Origin of the sequence: Cytobacillus eiseniae (genome assembly GCF_017874625.1) — a bacterium.
Lineage (GTDB): Bacteria > Bacillota > Bacilli > Bacillales > Cytobacillaceae > Cytobacillus > Cytobacillus eiseniae.
In genome coordinates, this window is record NZ_JAGIKZ010000001.1 from 231,780 (window position 1) to 251,605 (window position 19,826).

The following is a 19,826-nucleotide window of genomic DNA, read 5'->3' on the forward strand; positions in this document are numbered from 1 at the left end:
GCTGATCACGTGTTTTCTTTTGAAACAGATTCACTATTGGTAGATGATCGGGAGGATTTACTTGCTGTCTTACGGATGCGATTTGGTTTTATCCCTGGGGAAGTAATTGAGAAGGTATATGAAATCAATGATTATAGCATCTTGCAACGTTTAATTTTGGCGGCGGCAAATGCAGCAAATTGGGATGTTTTTGTACAAGAGTTACAGGCTGGTGAAGACTCCTTTCGTCTATTAGGAGAAGAATTTAATCCACTGGGAGAAGGTTTACTTGGAAGGAGCAGAGACAATGGAGCAAAGGCAGAATAAATTAGTTCATGCATTGAGACATCTGAAGCGGGGCGAGCGCATTAATGATGGGTGGACGGAAGAAAGTCCTCGACCAAGAAACTCCGAAGATATTTACCGCAAACGGTGGCAATATGACAAAGTTGTCCGTTCTACCCATGGCGTGAACTGCACAGGTTCCTGCAGCTGGAAGATTCATGTGAAGGATGGCATTATTGCCTATGAAACTCAGCAAACAGACTATCCTTCCACAGGAGAGAATTTCCCTGATTACGAGCCAAGAGGTTGTCCACGAGGAGCTAGCTTCTCTTGGTATTCTTATAGCCCAACAAGAGTAAAGCATCCATATGTTCGAGGTGACTTATACGAATTATGGAAGAATGAGTTGCAGACAGCTGATAATCCAGTTCAAGCATGGGAGAATATTGTTTCCAACCCGGAAAAAAGAGCAAAGTATGTAAAAGCAAGAGGGAAGGGCGGTTTCGTTCGTGGGAGCTGGAAAGAGCTTTGTCAGTTAATTGCAGCCTCTACTATACATACGATAAAAAAGTACGGCCCAGACCGTATTGTCGGTTTTAGTCCGATTCCAGCCATGTCGATGGTTAGTTATGCAGGTGGCACAAGATTTATTTCCTTACTAGGAGGATCCATTCTTAGTTTCTATGATTGGTATGCAGATTTACCACCTGCTTCTCCACAAGTTTGGGGCGATCAAACAGATGTTCCAGAAAGTGGAGATTGGTATAATACGAAATACTTTATCATCTGGGGAACAAATATACCTCAAACAAGAACACCAGACGCACACTTTATGGTTGAGTCACGATATAACGGCACAAAGGTTGTTGGCGTAAGCCCGGATTATGCCGAATATGATAAATTTGCTGATATTTGGCTACCAGCAAAGCCTGGTACAGATGGGGCTCTGGCAATGGCAATGACCCATGTGATTTTAAAAGAATTTTACGTGGATAAAGAAACGCCATATTTCACTGATTATGCAAAACAATATACAGATCTTCCATTCCTAGTTGTTTTAGATAAGAAGAATGGAGAATATCGATCAGATCGCTTCTTAAGAGCATCTGATATTGACCAATCACAGGAGCTAGGAGAATGGAAGACGGTTGTTTGGGATGAAAGAACAAATAAAATGGTGATTCCTATTGGAAGTCAAGGCTTTCGTTGGGACAGCGGCAAAAAGTGGAATCTTGATTTAAAGACGGAGGATGGCCAGGAGATGAATCCTCAGCTCAGCTTTCTTCAGAAATCAGATGAAACTGTATTAGTAGACTTTCCTTATTTCGCAGAAAAAGAGGGGGGGAAAGTTGGACGAGGGGTACCTGTAAAGATTATTAAAGATCAATCAGGTAATGATTTAGTTATTACAACTGTGTTTGATTTAATGATGGCTCATACAGGTATAAATCGTGGCCTAGAGGGGGATTACCCTACTGATTATAATGATCCAAACAAGCCATATACACCTGCATGGCAGGAAAGCATCACAGGCGTAAATAAAGCCCATGTGATACAAGTGGCAAGAGAGTTTGCGCAAAACGCGGAACAAACGAATGGTAAGTCTATGATCGCGATGGGCGGGGGAACAAATCACTGGTTCCATAGTGATCAAATCTATCGTTCCATCTTAAATCTAATATTATTGACAGGCTCACAAGGAGTTAATGGCGGAGGCTGGGCTCATTATGTTGGACAAGAAAAGGTTCGTCCGATCGAAGGTTTTGGTCAAATCGCCTTTGCAAACGATTGGGTAAAATCCCCACGTTTTATGAATGGGACCTCATTTTTTTACTTTGCAACAGAGCAATTCCGATATGAATACCAAGCTGATGAGAATGATTCAGAATGGGGAAGCAAGTATAACAAAATGCATCCAGCAGATTTCAATGCATTATCGGCACGTTTAGGCTGGCTCCCAAGCTTTCCACAATGGTCTCAAAATTCACTTGATGTGATGAAAGAAGCTCGCGAGAAATTCAAAGATGATGATCAGGCAATTATAAATGATGTAGCGAAGCAGCTTGCTGATGGCAACTTGAATTATGCCATTGAAAATCCGAATGATCCAAGAAATTTTCCGCGTATCTTTTTTAATTGGCGTTCAAATTTGCTCGGTGACAGTGGGAAAGGGCATGAGTATTTTGTCAAGCACTTAATCGGTGCGGATGACTCCGTGTTAACAGATATCGATAATTCTTGGCAACCAAAAAATATTCATCTTGATGAACAGCCGCCTGAAGGAAAAACAGATCTATTTGTTGCGATGGATTTTAGAATGACAAGTTCCGGACTTTTCTCAGATATCATTTTACCAGCGGCGACATGGTACGAAAAATTTGATATAAGCACAACAGATCTCCATCCATTTGTTCATCCGTTTAATGCAGCGATTTCACCGCCATGGGAAACAAAGAGCGATTGGGATGCCTTTAGAGAAATTACAAAAGTTTTCTCAGAATTAGCAAAAGATCATCTTCCTTTGCAGGAAGATCTCGTCATGTCTCCACTTGCACATGATACGATCAATGAAATTGCTCAGCCCTTTGGGAAAGTGAAGGACTGGAGAAACGGTGAAATTGAAGCAATTCCAGGGAAATCGATGTCTAATTTCAATATTGTCAAACGGGATTATCCAAATGTCTTTAATATGTGGTCTGCAATCGGACCGAATATTCGCAATGGCTATGGAACAAAAGGGGTTAAATTAGACGGAGAAAAAACTTATCAGGAATTATTGAAGCGCTTAGGTGTATCAAAGCGTGAAGGTGTGGGCAAGGGGCATCCTGACTTATATTCTGATAAGCAAGCAATTAATGCGATCCTCCTTATGTCTGGGGCAACAAATGGCAAGCGGGCGGTAGAAGGCTGGAAGTCGATGGAAGATAAAACAGGAAAAAGTCTAGCCCATATTTCAAAAGAGCGTGAAGAAGAAGATTATACATTGGATGCATTAAGTGTTCAGCCGAGACAAACGATTTCAACACCTGTTTGGAGTGGATTAGAAAATGACAATCGACGATATTCGCCATTTACTGTCAATAAAGAATACAACATCCCATGGCATACACTTACAGGGCGCCAAAGCTTCTATCTTGACCATGAAGTAATGCTAGATTTTGGCGAAGGGCTTCCACTTTATTTGCCACCAATAAATATTGCTCCATTTTTAAAAGGGGAAAAAGAGGTGGAAAATAAAGAGAAATCACTCACGCTTCGATATATGACTCCCCACCAAAAATGGGGAATTCACACGATGTTTACAGATACGACACCAATGGTTCAGTTATTCCGAGGATGGCAAGTTGTCTGGCTGAATGAGAAAGACGCAGCAACGGTGGGCATTAAAGATAATGATTGGATTGAAGTGTATAACCGTAATGGGGTAGTAACAGCGAGAGCCATTCTTACGTATCGTCTGCCACGAGGAGTAGCCTATATGTATCATGCACAAGACCGGACGATGGGTGTGCCAGGAAACCAGATTAACAAAAAACGAGGGGGCACTCATAATAGTGTGACTAGAATTAATCCTAAAGCGACACATATGATTGGCGGCTATTCTCAGCTAAGCTACGGATTTAATTATTATGGACCAACTGGGAGCAATCGGGACACAATGACAGTGATTCGTCCATTGAAGGAGGTCGATTGGCTTGAGAATTAAGGCTCAAGTAGCGATGGTCATGCATCTAGATAAATGTATTGGCTGTCATACATGTTCTGTGACATGCAAAAATACATGGACAAACCGTCCTGGCATGGAGTATGTCTGGTATAACAATGTGGAAACCCGTCCTGGACCTGGCTATCCGAAGGAATGGGAAAATACGGACCGCTACAAGGGAGGCTGGACATTAAGAAATGGACAGCTACATTTAAGAGCAGGTGGTCCAATTTCAAAGCTAGCAAATATTTTCTACAATCCGAATATGGCGACAATCGATGACTTTTATGAACCATGGACATATGATTATCAACATCTTCAAAATGCGCCAAAGAAAGAAAGCTTACCTGTTGCTCGTCCCATTTCGATGATTACTGGCAAGTATATTGATAAACCGGAGTGGGGATCCAACTGGGATGATGATCTCGCAGGAGGAAGTGAAATTGTTCCGTTAGATCCGAATGTGCAGAAGCTTCAAGAGCATATTGCTTTAGAATATGAAAAAACATTTATGATGTATCTGCCAAGAATTTGTGAGCATTGCTTGAATCCATCCTGTGTCGCATCCTGCCCTTCAGGTGCGTTATATAAAAGGGATGAAGATGGGATTGTACTTGTTGATCAAGAAGCATGCCGCGGCTGGCGCTTTTGCATGAATGGCTGTCCTTACCATAAGGTTTATTATAATTGGAATACTCATAAAGCTGAGAAATGTAATTTCTGCTACCCAAGAACAGAAGCAGGTTTGCCAACTGTTTGTTCTGAAACATGTGTTGGGCGAATTCGTTATATTGGAGTTGTTCTTTATGATGCAGACCGGGTAAAAGAAGCCGCATCCGTTGAGGATCCTAAAGATTTATATGAAGCACAGCTTTCAGTTTTCTTAGATCCAAACGATCCAGAAGTCATTGAAAAAGCAAGAGAAGCAGGTATTAATGAAAGCTGGATTACTAGTGCGCAAGAATCACCGATTTATAAAATGGCGATGAAGTGGAAAATTGCCTTGCCGCTGCATCCGGAATACCGTACATTGCCAATGGTTTGGTATGTGCCGCCATTAAGTCCAATTATGAACCATATTACAAATGAGCAGGATTTAAGCATGGATGGATATATTCCAGCTGTTGATGATATGCGAATTCCAATGGAATATCTTGCTTCATTGTTAACGGCTGATGATACGACTGTGATCCGGCGAGTGCTTTTAAAAATGGCTGCAATGCGTGTTCATATGCGTGCGAAAACAGTTGGGGGTATGGATGAAATGAAAACAAGTAAACTCCTGAAGGAAGCAGACACAACAGTCGAAGAACTCGAGGATATGGCTCGTTTACTCGGAGTCGCAAAATATAATGAACGATTTGTCATTCCAACTGGTAGACGGGAAATGGATAATAATTTGCATTATAAACAAGGGGCATGCAGCATTGAAGATTTAGCACCAGCAGAAGGCATGGTTACTTATCCATATGAAAGAAGTGATCTTGGATGAGAACAGAAGTAGCTGAAACACTCGTTGTTCTTGCTAGATTTCTGGATTATCCTGATTCGCAATTAGTAGAGGAATGTTCAGACCTAAAAGAATATTTAAAACAGCATCTTTCATCCAAGGAAATGCAAGAGGAACTCTTTAAGCGGCTTGAACCACTTTTGAAAATAGAATTAAAGGAATTACAGGAGCTATATGTAAAAACCTTTGATTATGAAGAGAAAACCGGAATGTATTTAACGGCGCAAGAATTAGGTGATAGCCGCAGACGTGGAGATGCATTGATTCGCTTGCAGCGCTTAATTTCTGACTTAGGCTTCGAGCGAGTGGGAGTCGAATTGACTGATTTTATTCCAATGTTAATGGAGCTACTTGCGGTAGCTCCATTAACAGATGATGTGGAGCAGCTCACGAGAAGACTTTCATTTGCCATCCATCGAATTTACACACATCTACCTAATAATAATCCATATTATCATGTTTTCGATTTATTAATGTCATTTGTCTTTAAAGCGCCAAACGAAGAAGAAATCGCTCGATTAGTTAATGAACGTGAGGAAGCAGATTTGGATGAATTGCCATATCCGATGATTTATCGGTGACCTATCGTATTGTTGGATTCGCATAATCGAAACCATCTAATGGCTTACTAAGGAGGACATTCATGGGATTTTTTTGGTGGGGGATTTTCCCTTATATTGTTGGAACCATTTTGGTCGTTGCCTCGGTTTATCGCTTTGTCTTTCGAGGAAAAAGCTGGCATGCACCATCTACAGAAATTTTTGAGAAGAAATGGTTAAGTATCGGCTCAAGACTTTTTCATTGGGGTATAGTCTTCGCATTTATTGGACATGTGATGGGCGTATTAATTCCTATCAGTTTTTATGAGGCGCTTGGTATTTCTGATCACCTCTATCATGTCGGAGCAATTGCAGGAGGTGGTTTAGCTGGTTTAATGGTGGTGGTTGGCTTAATTGTGCTGCTGATCCGCAAGGTTTCAAACCCTAGATTAAGTGTACATGCTTCATTTGCAGATTATTTCACAATTATTTGGCTGTTAGTTGTTGCCGGGTTAGGAACGTACATGACACTAGTATATAATACAACTGTAGTCGCATACGAGTATCGTGTAACAATTGGACCGTGGTTTCGAAGCTTGTTCACATTACAGCCAGATGTGGAATTAATGCTGGCTGTTCCATTGCTTTTCCAATTACATGTGATTAGTTCATTTATTTTGTTTGCAGCTATTCCGTTCACACAGCTTATCCATATGTTTAGCTTTCCTGGGAGGTATCCAGCACGAGCACCACAACAGTATCGAGCACGTGATGGGTATAAAAATAATTAAAACAAAAAGGGTGTATCCAAGAAGTTATATTTTGACTTTTGGATGCACCTTTTTATATTTCAACCAAATAAAAATAATAATAAAAGTCACCCAAAAGTCGTATACACGAGTTTGGGGTGACTTTTACATGAGCATTGATCCAGAGTTTAATGATTAGTAATATCACTGAACATTGCTACATGTTGATTTGGATTACCAGAATCATCCTTTAATGTGCTAATCGTTAGCCATTCGGGATAGATTTCACCATTTTTTCGCTTATTCCAAATTTCACCTTGCCAATGTCCATGCTCTTCAATTTCTACCCACATTTGTTGATAGAAATGTTTATCATGTTTTCCTGAATGAAGGATGCTCGGCTTATTTCCCTTAGCTTCCTTTAGAGAATAACCTGTTACCTTTGTAAAGGCAGGGTTTACATACTGGATAATTCCATCGAGATCCGTCACCATAACTCCTTGACCTGTACTTTCAACGATATTGTCCTTTAATGATAATTTATCTTGATAATAAAGCCAGACAACAAGAATGCTGCTAGCTAGTGCAAATTCAGAAAGGGACATAAATCCGATCGCATAATGCCCAGTCCAATTATGCAGGATCGTCAAAATAATCGGTGGGAAGAAGCCACCAAGTCCACCCATGGCTGATACAATCCCATTGACAATTCCAGCCTGTTTTGAAAAATAAAGCGGAACAAGCTTGAAAATAACCCCATTTCCTATGCCCGCACAAATGGCTACACCTAAGCAGCCGACTGTATAAACAGGAAGAGATGGTGTAAAGGATAATAAAAAGCCTGCAAAGGTAAGACCTGAGAAAACGATAACTAAGATCATAAATGAATTAAATTTATCACCTAGCCAGCCCCCAATTGGACGCAATAATGTAGCAAGGGCGATAAAGCCTGCTGTTCGAAAGCCAGCATCTACTTTTTCTAATCCAAAATGATTAACAAGAAAGTTTGGCAAGTAAATAGTGAATGCAACAAAGGAGCCAAAGGTAATGAAATAAAACAAACTTAAAAGCCAAAGCTTTGGATTTTTATATACACTTTTAAATTGTTCGGAAAATACGGCCTGCACCTTTTTTTCCTTACGATCTCCAAGTAGAAAATTTAAAAGGGCAAATAAGATTAACAAAATAATGTAGAACTGAATGGTTAATCTCCAGCCAAAAGAGTCTGCAAGAACAGGTGCTAAAAAAGAAGTAATTGCAGTCCCGATATTCCCCGCCCCATAAATCCCATTAATAAAACCATGTTTTTCCTTTGGGTAATATTTAGGCAGTGAAGTAACCCCAACAGAAAACACGGCCCCGCCAATCCCGACTAAAAGTCCACCAAGAATTAAGGTGAAAAAGGAATTAGCTGTACTGATAATAAAAACGGGCAAAATCAAAACAATAAAGCTAATGCTAAAGAGCGTTCTTGCCCCATAGCGGTTCGTCCAAAAACCAATCGGAATTCTTAGAAGCGAACCTAGGATGACAGGTGTTGCCGTTACTAAAGTCATCTGATTAGTCGAAAGTGAAATATCCGCAGATATGTATGGCATTAAGGAAGAGAGGATAACCCAAACCATAAAGCCAAGTACAAGACTAGTCGTTTGTAAAGTTAATTGGAAATTTCCTTTTTGCATAATAGGCTCCTTTCAAAAATGGTTCTATAAGTAGTTTGTTATGGGAGAGCTTGTTTCATACAAAAAGAAAGTGCTTATCCCGAGTGAAGCGGAATAAGCAAACAACTTAAAAGGTATTATATACATTTTCACATTCGGTTGCTGAAGGTTCATAAAAACAATGAAGCCTAAACCTTCCAACTAATGGCTGATTATACCATGTTGGTGGACAATCTCCTGGTGGACGGAAATACCATAGAGAATATTTAGCTGGCCATGGCCTTTCACCTCTTACGGATCTTCTGGCCAGACGCCTTTCACTTTCTCTTGCTCTTTGATAAAAGTACCCTTTCGTTACTGCCTCAAATGCATGTGGCTGATGGATCATTTGAGGAATCGTCCGCAATCCAACAAAGTCAGAGCAATTCGCCCGGATTCGATTGATTCCAACAGCACCGACGAGCAGCATCCCTGTTTCGCCTTCCCCTTCTGCCTCTGCTCGAAGCAGTCTTGCTAACATATCTAAATCTGATGAATTATGTTTTACAACTGTCATATGAATCACCACCATCAGTATTATACAGTTAGCATATTGCGGGAATAGCATATTGATGTTTGTCTAATTAATATTCACAAACATAGTTTGAAAAATCATAAATATTGAATGAATAATTGGTGCGTGTCAATGAGATAAAGTAGAAAGTAGTTGATCAACAGAATATAATCCGCAAAAAAATAGAAAAATCAATAGGCAGAAACAAACTTATTCCTTATCTATAGACGCCTCTAATTCAATTTCTACATTTCCTTGCAATGCTCTAGAAATCATGCATGATTTTTCAGCTTTTACTGCTAACTTCAAAGCTAAATCAAAATCTTCTTTGGTTGCATTAGCTTGTAATTGTATCTTTGGTTTATGGATAATTTTCTTATAAGTAATTACACCCTTTGTTACATCTACAATTCCAACAGAATCCATTGATAAATCAGCTTTATCAAGTTTGCTCCTTTCCATCATTGCAGCAAGCGTAATAATATAGCAGGTCGATGCTGCGCCAAGGAGCATTTCATCTGGATTTGTACCAATTCCAGGCCCATCCATTTCTGGTGGAATCGAAACTTTTGATTTCAATTGTCCTGCCTCTATTTCACCAACATCATTTCGTAATCCTGGCCAATGTGCTTTTAAATGAAAATAGTGTTCCGCCATCTGTATTCCTCCTTTTATATTTTAATATAACTTTTTTTCGATCAAGCTGTATAGAAAATTGATTTAATTGTTTCCATTTTTGAAAAGTATCTGTAATATTAAAGTTGAAAGCTGTCGAAATACATAGAATATTTTAAGTCGGGTGGTGTTTGTATGGATTGGCTATTTAAAACGAAGTATCGTCTATCGGAAATATTAGCGCTTGGAGTTTGCTTATTTTTTGCATTATTCCTTCCTGGATATCTTAATTTAGATAAATGGCCCACTTTCATTTTAATCGTTGGACTGATCATCATAATGAGAGTAATCGAAATTCCAATCGCAAAATTATTAGGTAAATATGATCGAAAGGTAAAGATAAAACATTATATTTTTACGTTTGTACTTGTTCCTTTTCTTGTTATTGGAATGAGGATGCTAGGCTATTAACAGATAAAATCTGTGCAGGAAAGATCCTCGCATGTTATTCTAATCATCGAGAAGATTTTTTATTATAAGGAGTATTATTCATATGAAATTTGTTTCTTGGAATGTAAATGGACTTAGAGCCTGTGTGAAGAAGGGCTTTTTAGATTATTTTAATGAAGTAGATGCAGATATTTTCTGTATTCAAGAGTCAAAACTGCAGGAAGGTCAAATCGAGCTTGAATTGGAAGGGTATCATCAATACTGGAATTATGCTTTGAAAAAAGGTTATTCAGGAACAGCTGTATTTTCTAAGCAAAAGCCACTGTCTGTTAAGTATGGTGTAGGTGATCAGGATTCACAAGATGAAGGCAGAATCATTACGCTTGAGTTTGAGGATTTTTATTTAGTGAATGTGTATACGCCAAATTCTCAACGTGATTTAGCGAGACTTTCTTATCGATTGGAATGGGAAGAGGAGTTACGAAGCTATCTTCTTGAACTTGATCAACTGAAACCCGTTATATACACGGGTGATTTGAATGTTGCTCACACGGAGATCGATTTAAAAAATGCAAAATCTAATCATGGGAACTCTGGTTTCACGACAGAAGAACGTGAGAAAATGACCACTCTGCTGTCTTCAGGCTTTGTTGACTCTTTCAGACATGTATATCCTGATGCAGAAGGGGCATATACTTGGTGGAGCTATATGATGAAAGTAAGAGAGCGAAATATAGGCTGGCGAATTGATTATTTCCTTGTATCTGAAAGAATGAAGCAATCGATAAAATCCGCGCAAATTCATAGTGAAATTATGGGTAGCGACCATTGCCCAATCATGCTGGAGATGGATTTTATCGCAGAGTAAAAAGCACTAGTGAAAAAATTGAAAATGTAAAGAAATTCTTTGTTTCCTCATTAGCAGCTATTATTGTTTGTTTACTAAATTACAAATACATTTTAAGAAAATCAATCATTATGCAAGCGTAATTGTAAGACTAATCTCCTCGCAATTCATGAGGGAAAAGAGATTGGTCTTTTCCTATTTATTATTCTTTTTCCTTTTGTTTAATAGAATGAATCAAGTTTATTTATTTGGCATGTGGCAGGAGTTTCTTTATATGCTACGAATTATTAAAAGAGAAGAGCTGATCGAAGGGCTTGCTAAACAAAAAGGTTCAGATGATCTCTTACATAGAATAGTCTATAAAATAAGCAAATGTAAAAGGGAAATTAGGAGGTTTGAAAATGGGATATGTAGAAAATTTACGAAAGATTGTTGGCAATCAGCCATTAAATTTAGTAGGTGTGGCTGTAGCAGTTATTAATGAAAACGGGGAGTTTTTATTACAAAAGCGAAATAATAGTGTTTGGGGAGTCCCAGGTGGATTTATGGAGTTAGGAGAAGCTGCGGAAGAAACAGGGAGAAGAGAAGTATTGGAGGAGACTGGGCTTGAAATTGGCCATCTTCAATTAGTTGATGTATTTTCTGGTCAACAGTATTATGTGAAATTACCGAATGGAGATGAATTTTACCCAGTAACAATTGCTTACGTCACAAAAGAAATAAAGGGTGGTGTATTAAAAGCGGATGGGGAAGAATCAAAGGATGTTCAGTTTTTTAAAATAAATGAATTGCCAGAGGGGTTAAGTCCGTTGCTCCGTCAATTAATTGGACAGTTTTCGCGTTCCCTCTCATTATAAGTTTAAAGAAAACGCCATAGAGTAATATTCACGATCATAAGGGAGCTCTGCAAATGACTAATAGTAGCTGGGAAAGCGCATCCAATGAAATTAAATATTTTGTTAATCAAATGCTAATGAAAACAAAAGCGATTCTTGACAATCATTTTATCGGATTTTACATCCATGGTTCGTTAGCTTTAGGAGGATTTAATCCGAAAAATAGTGATATTGATATGATTGTAGTGACGAATGATTCACCTTCCTCTGATCAAAAAGGCAAGTTGGCGGATCTGTTTTTAGTATATTCAAATAATCCTTATCCAGTTGAGGTCAGCTTTCTTAATAGTCGTCAATTAAGCGAATGGCAGCATCCTTCCAAGTTCGATTTTCACTATAGTGAATACTGGAGACCATATTATTTAAGGAACCAAGGGAATGAAGCCTTTCCTAGTACGGATCCAGATTTAGCTGCACATATTACGATATTAAATCATGCTGGTATTTGTTTGGAGGGGAAACCAATTAAAGAAGTGTTCCCTCCTATTCCAGTGTCTAATTATCTTTCTTCGATTATGAATGATTTCAACGATTGCTTAGAACAAATTGAATACAATCCCATCTATTGTACGTTGAACCTAATTCGCGTTTATATGTACATAAGTGAGGGGGAAATTGTGTCTAAGTTACATGCTGGGGAATGGGGTTTGAGAAATCTCCCCAATGAGTTTATTGGCCTCATTAAAAAGGTGTTAACTGGGTATCAAAGTGAAGATAAGAATCTTTATTTAGATAAGATTCAATTGAAAGCTTTTAGCCATTATATTCATCAGAAAGTAATGGAAAGAGAACTTTCTTTATTGAAATACAACTAATATGGCAAAGAATAGGAAAGGAAGGATCCCCCTCCCATATTGCTTTCTTGATTACAATAAGGAAGTGATTGACCCAAAAAGGGCACCCGAAAGGACAATGATCCAGGGAGGGAGCTTCCAAAAAACAAGCATACTAAATAAAATAGCGGCAATTGCGAAATCAATGGAAGAAAGGATTGAGCTCGTCCAAATCGGATCATAAAAAGCAGAAATTAAAATCCCAACAACGGCAGCATTAACCCCCGATAAGGCTCCTTTCATTTTGTTATTCTTTCGTATCGTATCCCAAAAAGGAAGTGCACCTAATATGAGTAGGAATGCTGGTAGAAAAATAGCTACTGTTGCAAGTAACCCACCTATCCAGCCATTCATTACGGTACCAAGATAAGCAGCAAAAGTAAATAACGGACCTGGTACAGCTTGTGCAGCCCCGTAACCAGTTAGAAATGCACGATCACTGACCCATCCAGTTGGGACAAATTCTCGTTCAAGCAAGGGGAGGACGACATGACCGCCACCAAATACGAGTGAACCTGAACGATAGAAACTATCAAACATTGCAATCCATGATAAGGATGTGATCTCTCTTAAAATCGGTAAACATACGAGTAACCCAAAGAAGAGAGTCAAACAAACAATCCCCACTTTACGTGAAATGGGAAAATACATTTGTGATTCAATACTGTTCTCTTTTTCCTTAAATAATATGAAACCAATCAAGGCAGCAAACAGAATGACTCCAACTTGAGTAAATACACTTGGCCAAAAAAGTGTGCAAACTAATGCAAATAATGCGATGGCCTTTCTGTTTAAATCAGGAGTTAATTTTTGGCTCATCCCTATAATTGCGTGTCCAACAACGGCTACTGCGACTAATTTTAATCCATGAATCCAGCCAGCATCACCAATGTCAAACCCTTGTAGCAAAAGAGCAAAAAAAATAAGAGCAATGACAGAGGGGAGGGTAAATCCGATGAATGACACGATTCCTCCGAGTACACCTGCTCTCATAACCCCGATACCGATTCCCACCTGACTACTTGCAGGTCCAGGTAAAAACTGGCATAAGGCAACCAAATCTGCGTAGCTTTTTTCATCCATCCATTTTCTTCTACGAATATATTCTTCATGAAAGTATCCTAAATGAGCAACTGGACCTCCAAAGGAAGAAAAACCTAAACGTGTTGAAACGAGGAGGATTTCTAAAAGCGTATGAAATTGTAAAGTTCTTTTTTCTTTCTCCATACATACACCTACTTTTTCTAAACCATATTTTAATAGGAATAAGAAAAACTATACCATAAGGAAATCTTGAATTGATAATATTTACACAATATTTACATTGTAATTTAATTAAAATAAAAATAAGAGTTAGAAGCATGTTCCAACTCTCATTGAATGCCTATATTTCGTTAGGTATTTTCAAAAAACGCCCTAAATTCCTGCTCATTCGATCTCCCTTCTTGAAAGTAAGGATTATCAACCGTTGAGTCTTTTGGATCTTCATTTGTTTTAATAACTAATATTGGTTCAGTTTTACTTTTTTCAGCGATTACTCGATCATTTAATTCCTTGAAATCTGGAAGATGACGATTACCTGGTTTATTTTGCATGATTTCACTACACCTCCTTACTAGTAGCGTGTATATTAATAGCGGAATTATGTAATGGGGGCAGAAAGTATTTATTATAATCAAATTCAATAATGGATTTCAGTGAAGGCGGGAAGGGGCAGCTCATGATTTTAGAAAATAATGGTCCATTCCATCTAAGTAAAAAAGAGAGCAAGCAAAATCGATGCTCACTCCCCAAAAAAATTAATAAATCTTATCCCCATTAAAAATGGAATTCTTCACTACAACATAGTCTACATTCCGAATGGCTTCTAGCTTATTGCCTCCTGCGTAGGAAATAGAAGATTGCAGATCTTGCTCCATTTCAATCAATGTATCTTTTAATGCACCTTTGTGCTCTACATACATTTTCTTGCCTTCAACATTTTTCTTTTCACCTTTTTGAAATTCAGAAGCGGAACCAAAGTATTCCTTATAGCATTTTCCGTCTTTTTCAATTGTTTCTCCAGGGGATTCTTCATGTCCAGCAAATAGGGAGCCAATCATGACCATAGATGCACCGAAACGAACAGATTTCGCAATATCACCATGTGTACGAATTCCTCCGTCGGCAATGATCGGTTTACTTGCTGCCTTCGCGCACCATCGTAATGCTGCCAATTGCCAGCCACCTGTACCGAAGCCTGTTTTAATCTTAGTAATACAAACCTTACCTGGCCCAATGCCTACCTTTGTTGCATCTGCTCCAGCATGTTCAAGTTCTCTTACAGCTTCCGGCGTTCCAACATTTCCTGCAATTACGAAGCTATCGGGAATATGTCGTTTAATATGCTGAATCATCTCGATTACTGCATTGGAATGGCCGTGAGCAATATCAATTGTAATATAATCGGGTGTTAGCTGTTCCTCTTTTAACTGCTGAATGAAATCATATTCTTCAGCCTTAACACCCACACTAATAGAGGCGAATAATCCTCGTGTTTGCATATCTTTAATAAAATCAATTCGTTTCTCTGGTTCAAAACGATGCATAATGTAGAAATATCCATTTTCAGCTAGAGATAGGGCAATCTTTTCATCGATAATGGTCTGCATATTAGCAGGTACGACTGGAAGCTTAAATATGTGATTCCCAAACTTAATGGTTGTATCACATTCAGAACGACTGTTGACTATACATTTAGCGGGAATTAGTTGAATATCTTCATAATCAAATACATTTTCCATAGTTAGCACCTCGAAATACGAATGATATAGTTTTGTTTAGGTTTAATTGTTCGTACATTTGTTAATTTACATGATTCTATTCATTATGTCAAAGGGTTTTGTTTAACTTTCTCTTAAATACATAGTTCGTTGCTAGTAACATCTACCATTTACAATTGAACAAAACAAAGAAGCGGCTCAATTTCTAGAGATTGTAAAAAAATTTGACTATGGTTTATCGCGAACAAAAGAGGAAAATGAGTAAGAATTCACAAGAAACACGAACATACGTGTGGTATAATTGGAAGTAATAGAATAGAAAACTCGGAGGGTGGTCAGTAGTCCCTGTTAGTAATCCTTTTCATGTCGAATAAGGAGGAAGGGGGGTGCTGCTTGTGAGCGTGTTTGAATCGTTAGTTATTATGATTAGCTTTGGAACACTAATCGTAGCCGTTATCACATTAACACAAAAAAAATAAACCGCCCTTCAGCCTGCAAGCAAGTGAGCGGTTTATCCGTTTGAAGTTTGCTGATCGCCCTTGAAGCGATTCTATTTTATTTATAGGGCAGCTCGGTGGTCGCAGACCGAGCTACCTTTGTTAATGTATTCTGATCCTACCTTCATTATACCGTGTATGACTAAGAATTTTCAAGGCAGCCATGCAAATTGAGGAAGAAGAAGTCGATAAGTAAATAATTTCCTCCTTAACTAGAATTAACTAATAATAAACCATCATAAGTTAACTCAAAATAGGATGGTGTGTTTCTATTATCAAGGGGGATGACATTAAATGAAATGGCATAAAAAAATGCTTACTTTGATACAGCAGTATAAAGACAAAAAAGTCGCCTTATGTGTGGATACATCATCAGGCGACGTTCAAAAAATCCTCATCAATAATATTGTAAAGCTTTTCGAACAATTAAAACCAGATACACTCCTCGTTCAAGCTGATTTTAAAATAAGAAGCATTACACCAGTGAAGAGTGATACAATTACGTATTATACACATGGGAAAGCGTCCTATACACTAGTGCTAGAATGGGCAGAGGAACAAAAATTAGATACTCTGTTTTATATAACGGATGTAACAGGCTTTATTTCAGAAGAAATAAATAGTGTACAGTATGAATTGTTTTGGCTTGTTCCGGCTGATTTTACCCCGCATGTTCCTTTTGGGAAAATTATTAAAGTAGCATAATCGAATAGATCCCTTCACACCGTTCGTGGGGGATCTATTCGTATCATTTATTTAGTTCATGTAGTTGTTTACTAACATACTTCTTATAATTTAAATGCCATTTTCTAAATTTATTCCACGCTTTTTCGAAGTCTGGTTGAATGATTGATAGCTGTACCCAGCCTCTGTTAGCTAAATAGGCACTTTTATAATGCAATTCAAAACCCGAAAGTTCAGCATCCTCGGCCATATACGGAAAATGATCGTTTCCTTGCAATGTAACGATCATTGGATAACCTTCAGCTGTTAAAAAAGCCAGTTCATTGTCTCGTTCAACTTCGAGTAATTGGTTATAACGATTTTGTAACTCTGTGTACCGAACATCATTTTCATAAGCATTTAATGCCTGTTCAAAGCTTTTTAAAAGCTGGGAAGAGTAGGTAAATGGAATATTATCATTTGCGTATAAGCCTAGATCCATGTAACTTGGTAAGCTTTTGCTCACACCAACGATATGATTTGAAAAAACGATGGCAATTCCACTCATCGTACCTACTGCTTTTCCACTGACAGCTGTAGCTAAATAAACATTTGAAAGAGAAAAAGGAAGGGCGCCAAAAGAACTTACACAGTCAACACATAGTTTGACTTGATATCTTTCACATAGTTCCTGCACCGTCCTCAGCCGATTCAGCATGCCAGTTGAGGTTTCACCATGTGCCATTAATAACCATTCATACTCCTCATTTGCCAATTCCGCAGCAATTTGATCATAAGAAAAGGAATTGCCCCATTCGTATGCTAATACATTATACCGGAGTGCCCATCTATCTGCTTGAGCCTTTAATCTTTCCCCAAATGCCCCGTTAGTAAGAATAAGGCCTTTCCCTTTCAAACGGCTAATTTGCGCAATCATGGCCTCATTTGCAAGTGTTCCACTTCCAGCCAATAAATGAATATATTTTGCTTTGCTCATTTCTTGAAGTCGATCCTTCACTCTTCTTAATGAGACAGAGAAATCATAGGAGCGGTGTGAAATCGGCTCTTCTATTAATGCTTTTCGAATTTCCTCTGTTAATTGAACGGGACCAGGGAAGAATGAGTGACTTTTTTGTTTCAATCTTGCTGCAACTGATTGCTCGTAACGCTCCCTTGTGAGCATCATTGGGATGAATTGTGCATCGTCTGTGCCTACTGGTGGAGCAAAGGCAGTAAATCCCATTTGATCATATAATTTTTGCTCGCGTACAGTACCAGAAATAACTGCAGCACTATACCCTTTTTTATAAGCGTAATCTGATAATGCACCAGTGAGCATGAAAAAGACACGTCCATTGCGGTGCTCTTTACGAACGGCAAGCAATCGAATTTCGCACAGTTTCCCTGTTAAAGCATTCTCAGGTAGATAAGGTTCAACAGGACCTAGTTTTTTATCTAATGAAAAGGGGCGTTGATCACGTATAGCAATCATTCCAGCAAGCTCCTCATCCTTTAGAACAATTATATATTGATTTTCACTATGAAATGGATCCACACGAATCCCATTTGGATCAGGCTCATGCTGTGGGATTTCTTCGACAAATGTTTCATAGTTTAATTTAGCGATTTCTGCAAATTCCTTTTCAGTACGTGCAATTTTACACCAATACATGCTTAAAACCTCTCTTTATTAAGTGAAACTACATATATAGGGAGTCTTTATGAAATGTTTAAAACGGTAAAGAATCTTGCAAGACCTATATATCTGTATTAAAAATGTGGAATGGTTAAACCCTATTTTCGCATAATAAGTGATTTTAGGAAATACCTTTCTCCTAATAATGGAAATCTATTATCATCTTATGACGAAAGACCTATTGAATTAAATAAATGGAATATTTATAATTATCAGTATATTTATAGAAGGGGGAAAGCTATGTCTTTAACAAAAAAGATTCTTATAGGTATGGGTTTAGGAATAGTCGTTGGATTAATCTTTAACTTAGCAATACCCGGATTTTTCGATACAGTCAATTCATATGTATTCGTGCCATTAGGGAAAATATTTGTCAATCTAATTAAAATGCTTGTTGTCCCAATTGTTGTTGTTTCATTGATTTTAGGTACAGCAGGGATAAGTGATCCGAAGAAACTTGGACGTATTGGATTTAAAACGGTTTCATTTTTTCTTATTACAACTGCACTGGCAATAATTTTAGCCATTGGATTAGCATTAATCATTCAGCCAGGCTCTGGAGAATTTCAGTTAGATGGGGCTAGTTTTGAAGCAACTGAAGCTCCGCCTGTAATCGATACCTTATTAAACATGATCCCGACTAACCCTATTAATGCAATGGCACAGGAATCAATGCTTCAGATTATTGTTTTCTCGATTTTTATTGGTTATGCGATTGCAAGGCTTGGAACAAAAGTTGATGGCATCGTCCGTTTGATCGAACAGGCAAATGATGTGTTAATGTATCTCGTAAATGTTGTCATGAAATTTGCTCCTTATGGTGCATTTGCATTGATTGCAACTGCCATTGGAGGTCAAGGGTTTAGTGCTATTATGGCAATGGGTAAATATATGTTTGTCGTATTATTTGTTTTATTACTCCATTTAGTTTTTGTTTATGGTTCAGCTCTTACCTTCATTGGAAAAATGAATCCCATCAAATTTCTGAAAGGATTTTCTCCAGCAATGATTGTTGCATTCAGTACATCAAGCAGTAATGCGACTTTACCAATTTCAATGAAAGCAGCACAGAATAGTTTAAACGTTTCGAAAACAGTTAGTGGTTTCGTACAGCCGTTAGGAGCAACTATTAATATGGATGGTACGGCGATTATGCAGGGAGTTGCAACGGTCTTTATTGCCCAAATTGTAGGTGGCAATTTAACCATTGGTCAGATGCTAACTGTACTGTTAACGGCTACACTTGCTAGTATTGGCACTGCTGGTGTCCCAGGTGTCGGCTTAATCATGTTATCAATGGTATTAACTTCAGTTGGATTGCCTGTAGAAGCAATCGCATTAATTCTCGGGGTTGACCGATTACTTGATATGTGCCGAACGACTGTTAATATTACCGGGGATGCAGTATGTGCGGTCATTGTAGAAAGGACGGAAGGGGCGAACAGTGCTTTAGAGAAGGAGGAGATCAGTGCATAAGTGATAGAGAAAAGATGAAAAAGGAGATTGATAATCAATCTTCTTTTTCATGTCTCGACAAATTTAAAAAGAGAATTTTACCTGAATAAATGTCAAAATCAACTACTTG

The 19,826-nt window shown here is 38.2% G+C and carries 19 protein-coding genes; 12 read left to right on the forward strand and 7 right to left on the reverse strand.

Annotation, left to right across the window (positions count from 1 at the left end; all coding sequences use genetic code 11):
• Positions 1–9: 9 nt before the first annotated feature.
• The 5 genes from J2Z40_RS01150 to narI all read left to right on the forward strand — a co-directional run bounded on the left by J2Z40_RS01150 (position 10) and on the right by narI (position 6,810).
• Complete coding sequence (locus tag J2Z40_RS01150) at positions 10–306, forward strand: hypothetical protein (RefSeq protein WP_066394557.1); 297 nt, start codon at positions 10–12, stop codon at positions 304–306.
• On the forward strand, positions 287–3,970 hold the full coding sequence (locus tag J2Z40_RS01155) for a nitrate reductase subunit alpha (protein ID WP_066394555.1): 3,684 nt from the start codon (positions 287–289) through the stop codon (positions 3,968–3,970). The genes J2Z40_RS01150 and J2Z40_RS01155 overlap by 20 nt, the downstream gene beginning before the upstream one ends.
• The gene (gene narH / locus J2Z40_RS01160) at positions 3,960–5,462 is read left to right on the forward strand and encodes a nitrate reductase subunit beta (RefSeq protein WP_066394554.1); all 1,503 of its coding nucleotides are present in this window, start codon (positions 3,960–3,962) and stop codon (positions 5,460–5,462) included. Before J2Z40_RS01155 ends, narH begins: the two co-directional genes overlap by 11 nt.
• Positions 5,459–6,061 (forward strand): nitrate reductase molybdenum cofactor assembly chaperone, encoded by a 603-nt coding sequence (narJ, locus tag J2Z40_RS01165; protein WP_066394552.1) that lies wholly within the window; start codon positions 5,459–5,461, stop codon positions 6,059–6,061. Before narH ends, narJ begins: the two co-directional genes overlap by 4 nt.
• Before the next feature lie 62 nt (positions 6,062–6,123).
• Positions 6,124–6,810 (forward strand): respiratory nitrate reductase subunit gamma, encoded by a 687-nt coding sequence (gene narI, locus J2Z40_RS01170; RefSeq protein WP_066394550.1) that lies wholly within the window; start codon positions 6,124–6,126, stop codon positions 6,808–6,810.
• Between the two features lie 146 nt (positions 6,811–6,956).
• Here narI and J2Z40_RS01175 read toward each other — a convergent pair whose 3' ends face one another.
• From J2Z40_RS01175 to J2Z40_RS01185, 3 genes are all read right to left on the reverse strand, one after another.
• Positions 6,957–8,450, reverse strand: coding sequence for a nitrate/nitrite transporter (locus tag J2Z40_RS01175; protein WP_066394539.1), 1,494 nt, complete (start codon positions 8,448–8,450; stop codon positions 6,957–6,959).
• Positions 8,451–8,556: 106 nt separating this feature from the next.
• Positions 8,557–8,985 carry a cell wall hydrolase gene (locus J2Z40_RS01180; protein WP_066394537.1) on the reverse strand — a complete coding sequence of 143 codons (429 nt, stop codon included), beginning with the start codon at positions 8,983–8,985 and terminating at the stop codon, positions 8,557–8,559.
• A 207-nt stretch (positions 8,986–9,192) separates the two neighbouring features.
• Positions 9,193–9,639 (reverse strand): OsmC family protein, encoded by a 447-nt coding sequence (locus J2Z40_RS01185; protein ID WP_066394534.1) that lies wholly within the window; start codon positions 9,637–9,639, stop codon positions 9,193–9,195.
• 153 nt (positions 9,640–9,792) lie between these two features.
• Here J2Z40_RS01185 and J2Z40_RS01190 point away from each other — a divergent pair, with 153 nt between their 5' ends.
• From J2Z40_RS01190 to J2Z40_RS01205, 4 genes are all read left to right on the forward strand, one after another.
• Positions 9,793–10,068: a hypothetical protein gene (locus J2Z40_RS01190; RefSeq protein ID WP_066394532.1), complete on the forward strand. Its 276-nt coding sequence runs from the start codon at positions 9,793–9,795 to the stop codon at positions 10,066–10,068.
• Positions 10,069–10,150: 82 nt separating this feature from the next.
• Positions 10,151–10,915, forward strand: a complete 765-nt coding sequence (locus tag J2Z40_RS01195; RefSeq protein ID WP_066394531.1) for an exodeoxyribonuclease III — start codon at positions 10,151–10,153, stop codon at positions 10,913–10,915.
• A gap of 380 nt (positions 10,916–11,295) precedes the next feature.
• Positions 11,296–11,751, forward strand: a complete 456-nt coding sequence (locus tag J2Z40_RS01200) for an NUDIX hydrolase (RefSeq protein WP_066394530.1) — start codon at positions 11,296–11,298, stop codon at positions 11,749–11,751.
• Between the two features lie 53 nt (positions 11,752–11,804).
• Positions 11,805–12,605, forward strand: a complete 801-nt coding sequence (locus J2Z40_RS01205; protein WP_066394528.1) for an aminoglycoside adenylyltransferase domain-containing protein — start codon at positions 11,805–11,807, stop codon at positions 12,603–12,605.
• Between the two features lie 51 nt (positions 12,606–12,656).
• On the opposite strand, the gene J2Z40_RS01210 is transcribed toward J2Z40_RS01205, so the two are convergent.
• From J2Z40_RS01210 to guaC, 3 genes are all read right to left on the reverse strand, one after another.
• Positions 12,657–13,850 carry a chromate transporter gene (locus tag J2Z40_RS01210; protein WP_066394526.1) on the reverse strand — a complete coding sequence of 398 codons (1,194 nt, stop codon included), beginning with the start codon at positions 13,848–13,850 and terminating at the stop codon, positions 12,657–12,659.
• Positions 13,851–14,017: 167 nt separating this feature from the next.
• Positions 14,018–14,218 carry a hypothetical protein gene (locus J2Z40_RS01215; RefSeq protein WP_066394521.1) on the reverse strand — a complete coding sequence of 67 codons (201 nt, stop codon included), beginning with the start codon at positions 14,216–14,218 and terminating at the stop codon, positions 14,018–14,020.
• A 204-nt stretch (positions 14,219–14,422) separates the two neighbouring features.
• Positions 14,423–15,406 carry a GMP reductase gene (gene guaC, locus J2Z40_RS01220; RefSeq protein WP_066394520.1) on the reverse strand — a complete coding sequence of 328 codons (984 nt, stop codon included), beginning with the start codon at positions 15,404–15,406 and terminating at the stop codon, positions 14,423–14,425.
• A 365-nt stretch (positions 15,407–15,771) separates the two neighbouring features.
• Here guaC and J2Z40_RS19700 point away from each other — a divergent pair, with 365 nt between their 5' ends.
• Together J2Z40_RS19700 and J2Z40_RS01225 are read left to right on the forward strand one after the other, a co-directional pair.
• The gene (locus J2Z40_RS19700) at positions 15,772–15,864 is read left to right on the forward strand and encodes a putative holin-like toxin (RefSeq protein WP_342590309.1); all 93 of its coding nucleotides are present in this window, start codon (positions 15,772–15,774) and stop codon (positions 15,862–15,864) included.
• A 312-nt stretch (positions 15,865–16,176) separates the two neighbouring features.
• Complete coding sequence (locus tag J2Z40_RS01225) at positions 16,177–16,587, forward strand: VWA-like domain-containing protein (protein ID WP_066394519.1); 411 nt, start codon at positions 16,177–16,179, stop codon at positions 16,585–16,587.
• 43 nt (positions 16,588–16,630) lie between these two features.
• Here the strand turns inward: J2Z40_RS01225 and J2Z40_RS01230 are convergent, their stop codons facing one another.
• Complete coding sequence (locus J2Z40_RS01230; RefSeq protein ID WP_066394513.1) at positions 16,631–18,217, reverse strand: GNAT family N-acetyltransferase; 1,587 nt, start codon at positions 18,215–18,217, stop codon at positions 16,631–16,633.
• A 264-nt stretch (positions 18,218–18,481) separates the two neighbouring features.
• On the opposite strand from J2Z40_RS01230, the gene J2Z40_RS01235 reads away from it, so the two are divergent.
• Positions 18,482–19,717, forward strand: a complete 1,236-nt coding sequence (locus J2Z40_RS01235; protein ID WP_066394509.1) for a dicarboxylate/amino acid:cation symporter — start codon at positions 18,482–18,484, stop codon at positions 19,715–19,717.
• Positions 19,718–19,826 lie beyond the last annotated feature (109 nt).

Excerpts from the sequence above, each read along its gene's own strand:
- J2Z40_RS01185 (WP_066394534.1), bottom strand. The coding sequence starts at position 9,639 with ATGGCGGAACACTATTTTCATTTAAAAGCACATTGGCCAGGATTACGA.
- J2Z40_RS01190 (WP_066394532.1), top strand. The coding sequence starts at position 9,793 with ATGGATTGGCTATTTAAAACGAAGTATCGTCTATCGGAAATATTAGCG.
- J2Z40_RS01155 (WP_066394555.1), top strand. The coding sequence starts at position 287 with ATGGAGCAAAGGCAGAATAAATTAGTTCATGCATTGAGACATCTGAAG.
- J2Z40_RS01215 (WP_066394521.1), bottom strand. The coding sequence starts at position 14,218 with ATGCAAAATAAACCAGGTAATCGTCATCTTCCAGATTTCAAGGAATTA.
- J2Z40_RS01175 (WP_066394539.1), bottom strand. The coding sequence starts at position 8,450 with ATGCAAAAAGGAAATTTCCAATTAACTTTACAAACGACTAGTCTTGTA.
- J2Z40_RS01200 (WP_066394530.1), top strand. The coding sequence starts at position 11,296 with ATGGGATATGTAGAAAATTTACGAAAGATTGTTGGCAATCAGCCATTA.
- narI (WP_066394550.1), top strand. The coding sequence starts at position 6,124 with ATGGGATTTTTTTGGTGGGGGATTTTCCCTTATATTGTTGGAACCATT.
- guaC (WP_066394520.1), bottom strand. The coding sequence starts at position 15,406 with ATGGAAAATGTATTTGATTATGAAGATATTCAACTAATTCCCGCTAAA.
- J2Z40_RS01205 (WP_066394528.1), top strand. The coding sequence starts at position 11,805 with ATGACTAATAGTAGCTGGGAAAGCGCATCCAATGAAATTAAATATTTT.
- J2Z40_RS01195 (WP_066394531.1), top strand. The coding sequence starts at position 10,151 with ATGAAATTTGTTTCTTGGAATGTAAATGGACTTAGAGCCTGTGTGAAG.
- J2Z40_RS01210 (WP_066394526.1), bottom strand. The coding sequence starts at position 13,850 with ATGGAGAAAGAAAAAAGAACTTTACAATTTCATACGCTTTTAGAAATC.
- J2Z40_RS01225 (WP_066394519.1), top strand. The coding sequence starts at position 16,177 with ATGAAATGGCATAAAAAAATGCTTACTTTGATACAGCAGTATAAAGAC.
- narJ (WP_066394552.1), top strand. The coding sequence starts at position 5,459 with ATGAGAACAGAAGTAGCTGAAACACTCGTTGTTCTTGCTAGATTTCTG.
- J2Z40_RS01180 (WP_066394537.1), bottom strand. The coding sequence starts at position 8,985 with ATGACAGTTGTAAAACATAATTCATCAGATTTAGATATGTTAGCAAGA.
- J2Z40_RS01235 (WP_066394509.1), top strand. The coding sequence starts at position 18,482 with ATGTCTTTAACAAAAAAGATTCTTATAGGTATGGGTTTAGGAATAGTC.
- J2Z40_RS01230 (WP_066394513.1), bottom strand. The coding sequence starts at position 18,217 with ATGTATTGGTGTAAAATTGCACGTACTGAAAAGGAATTTGCAGAAATC.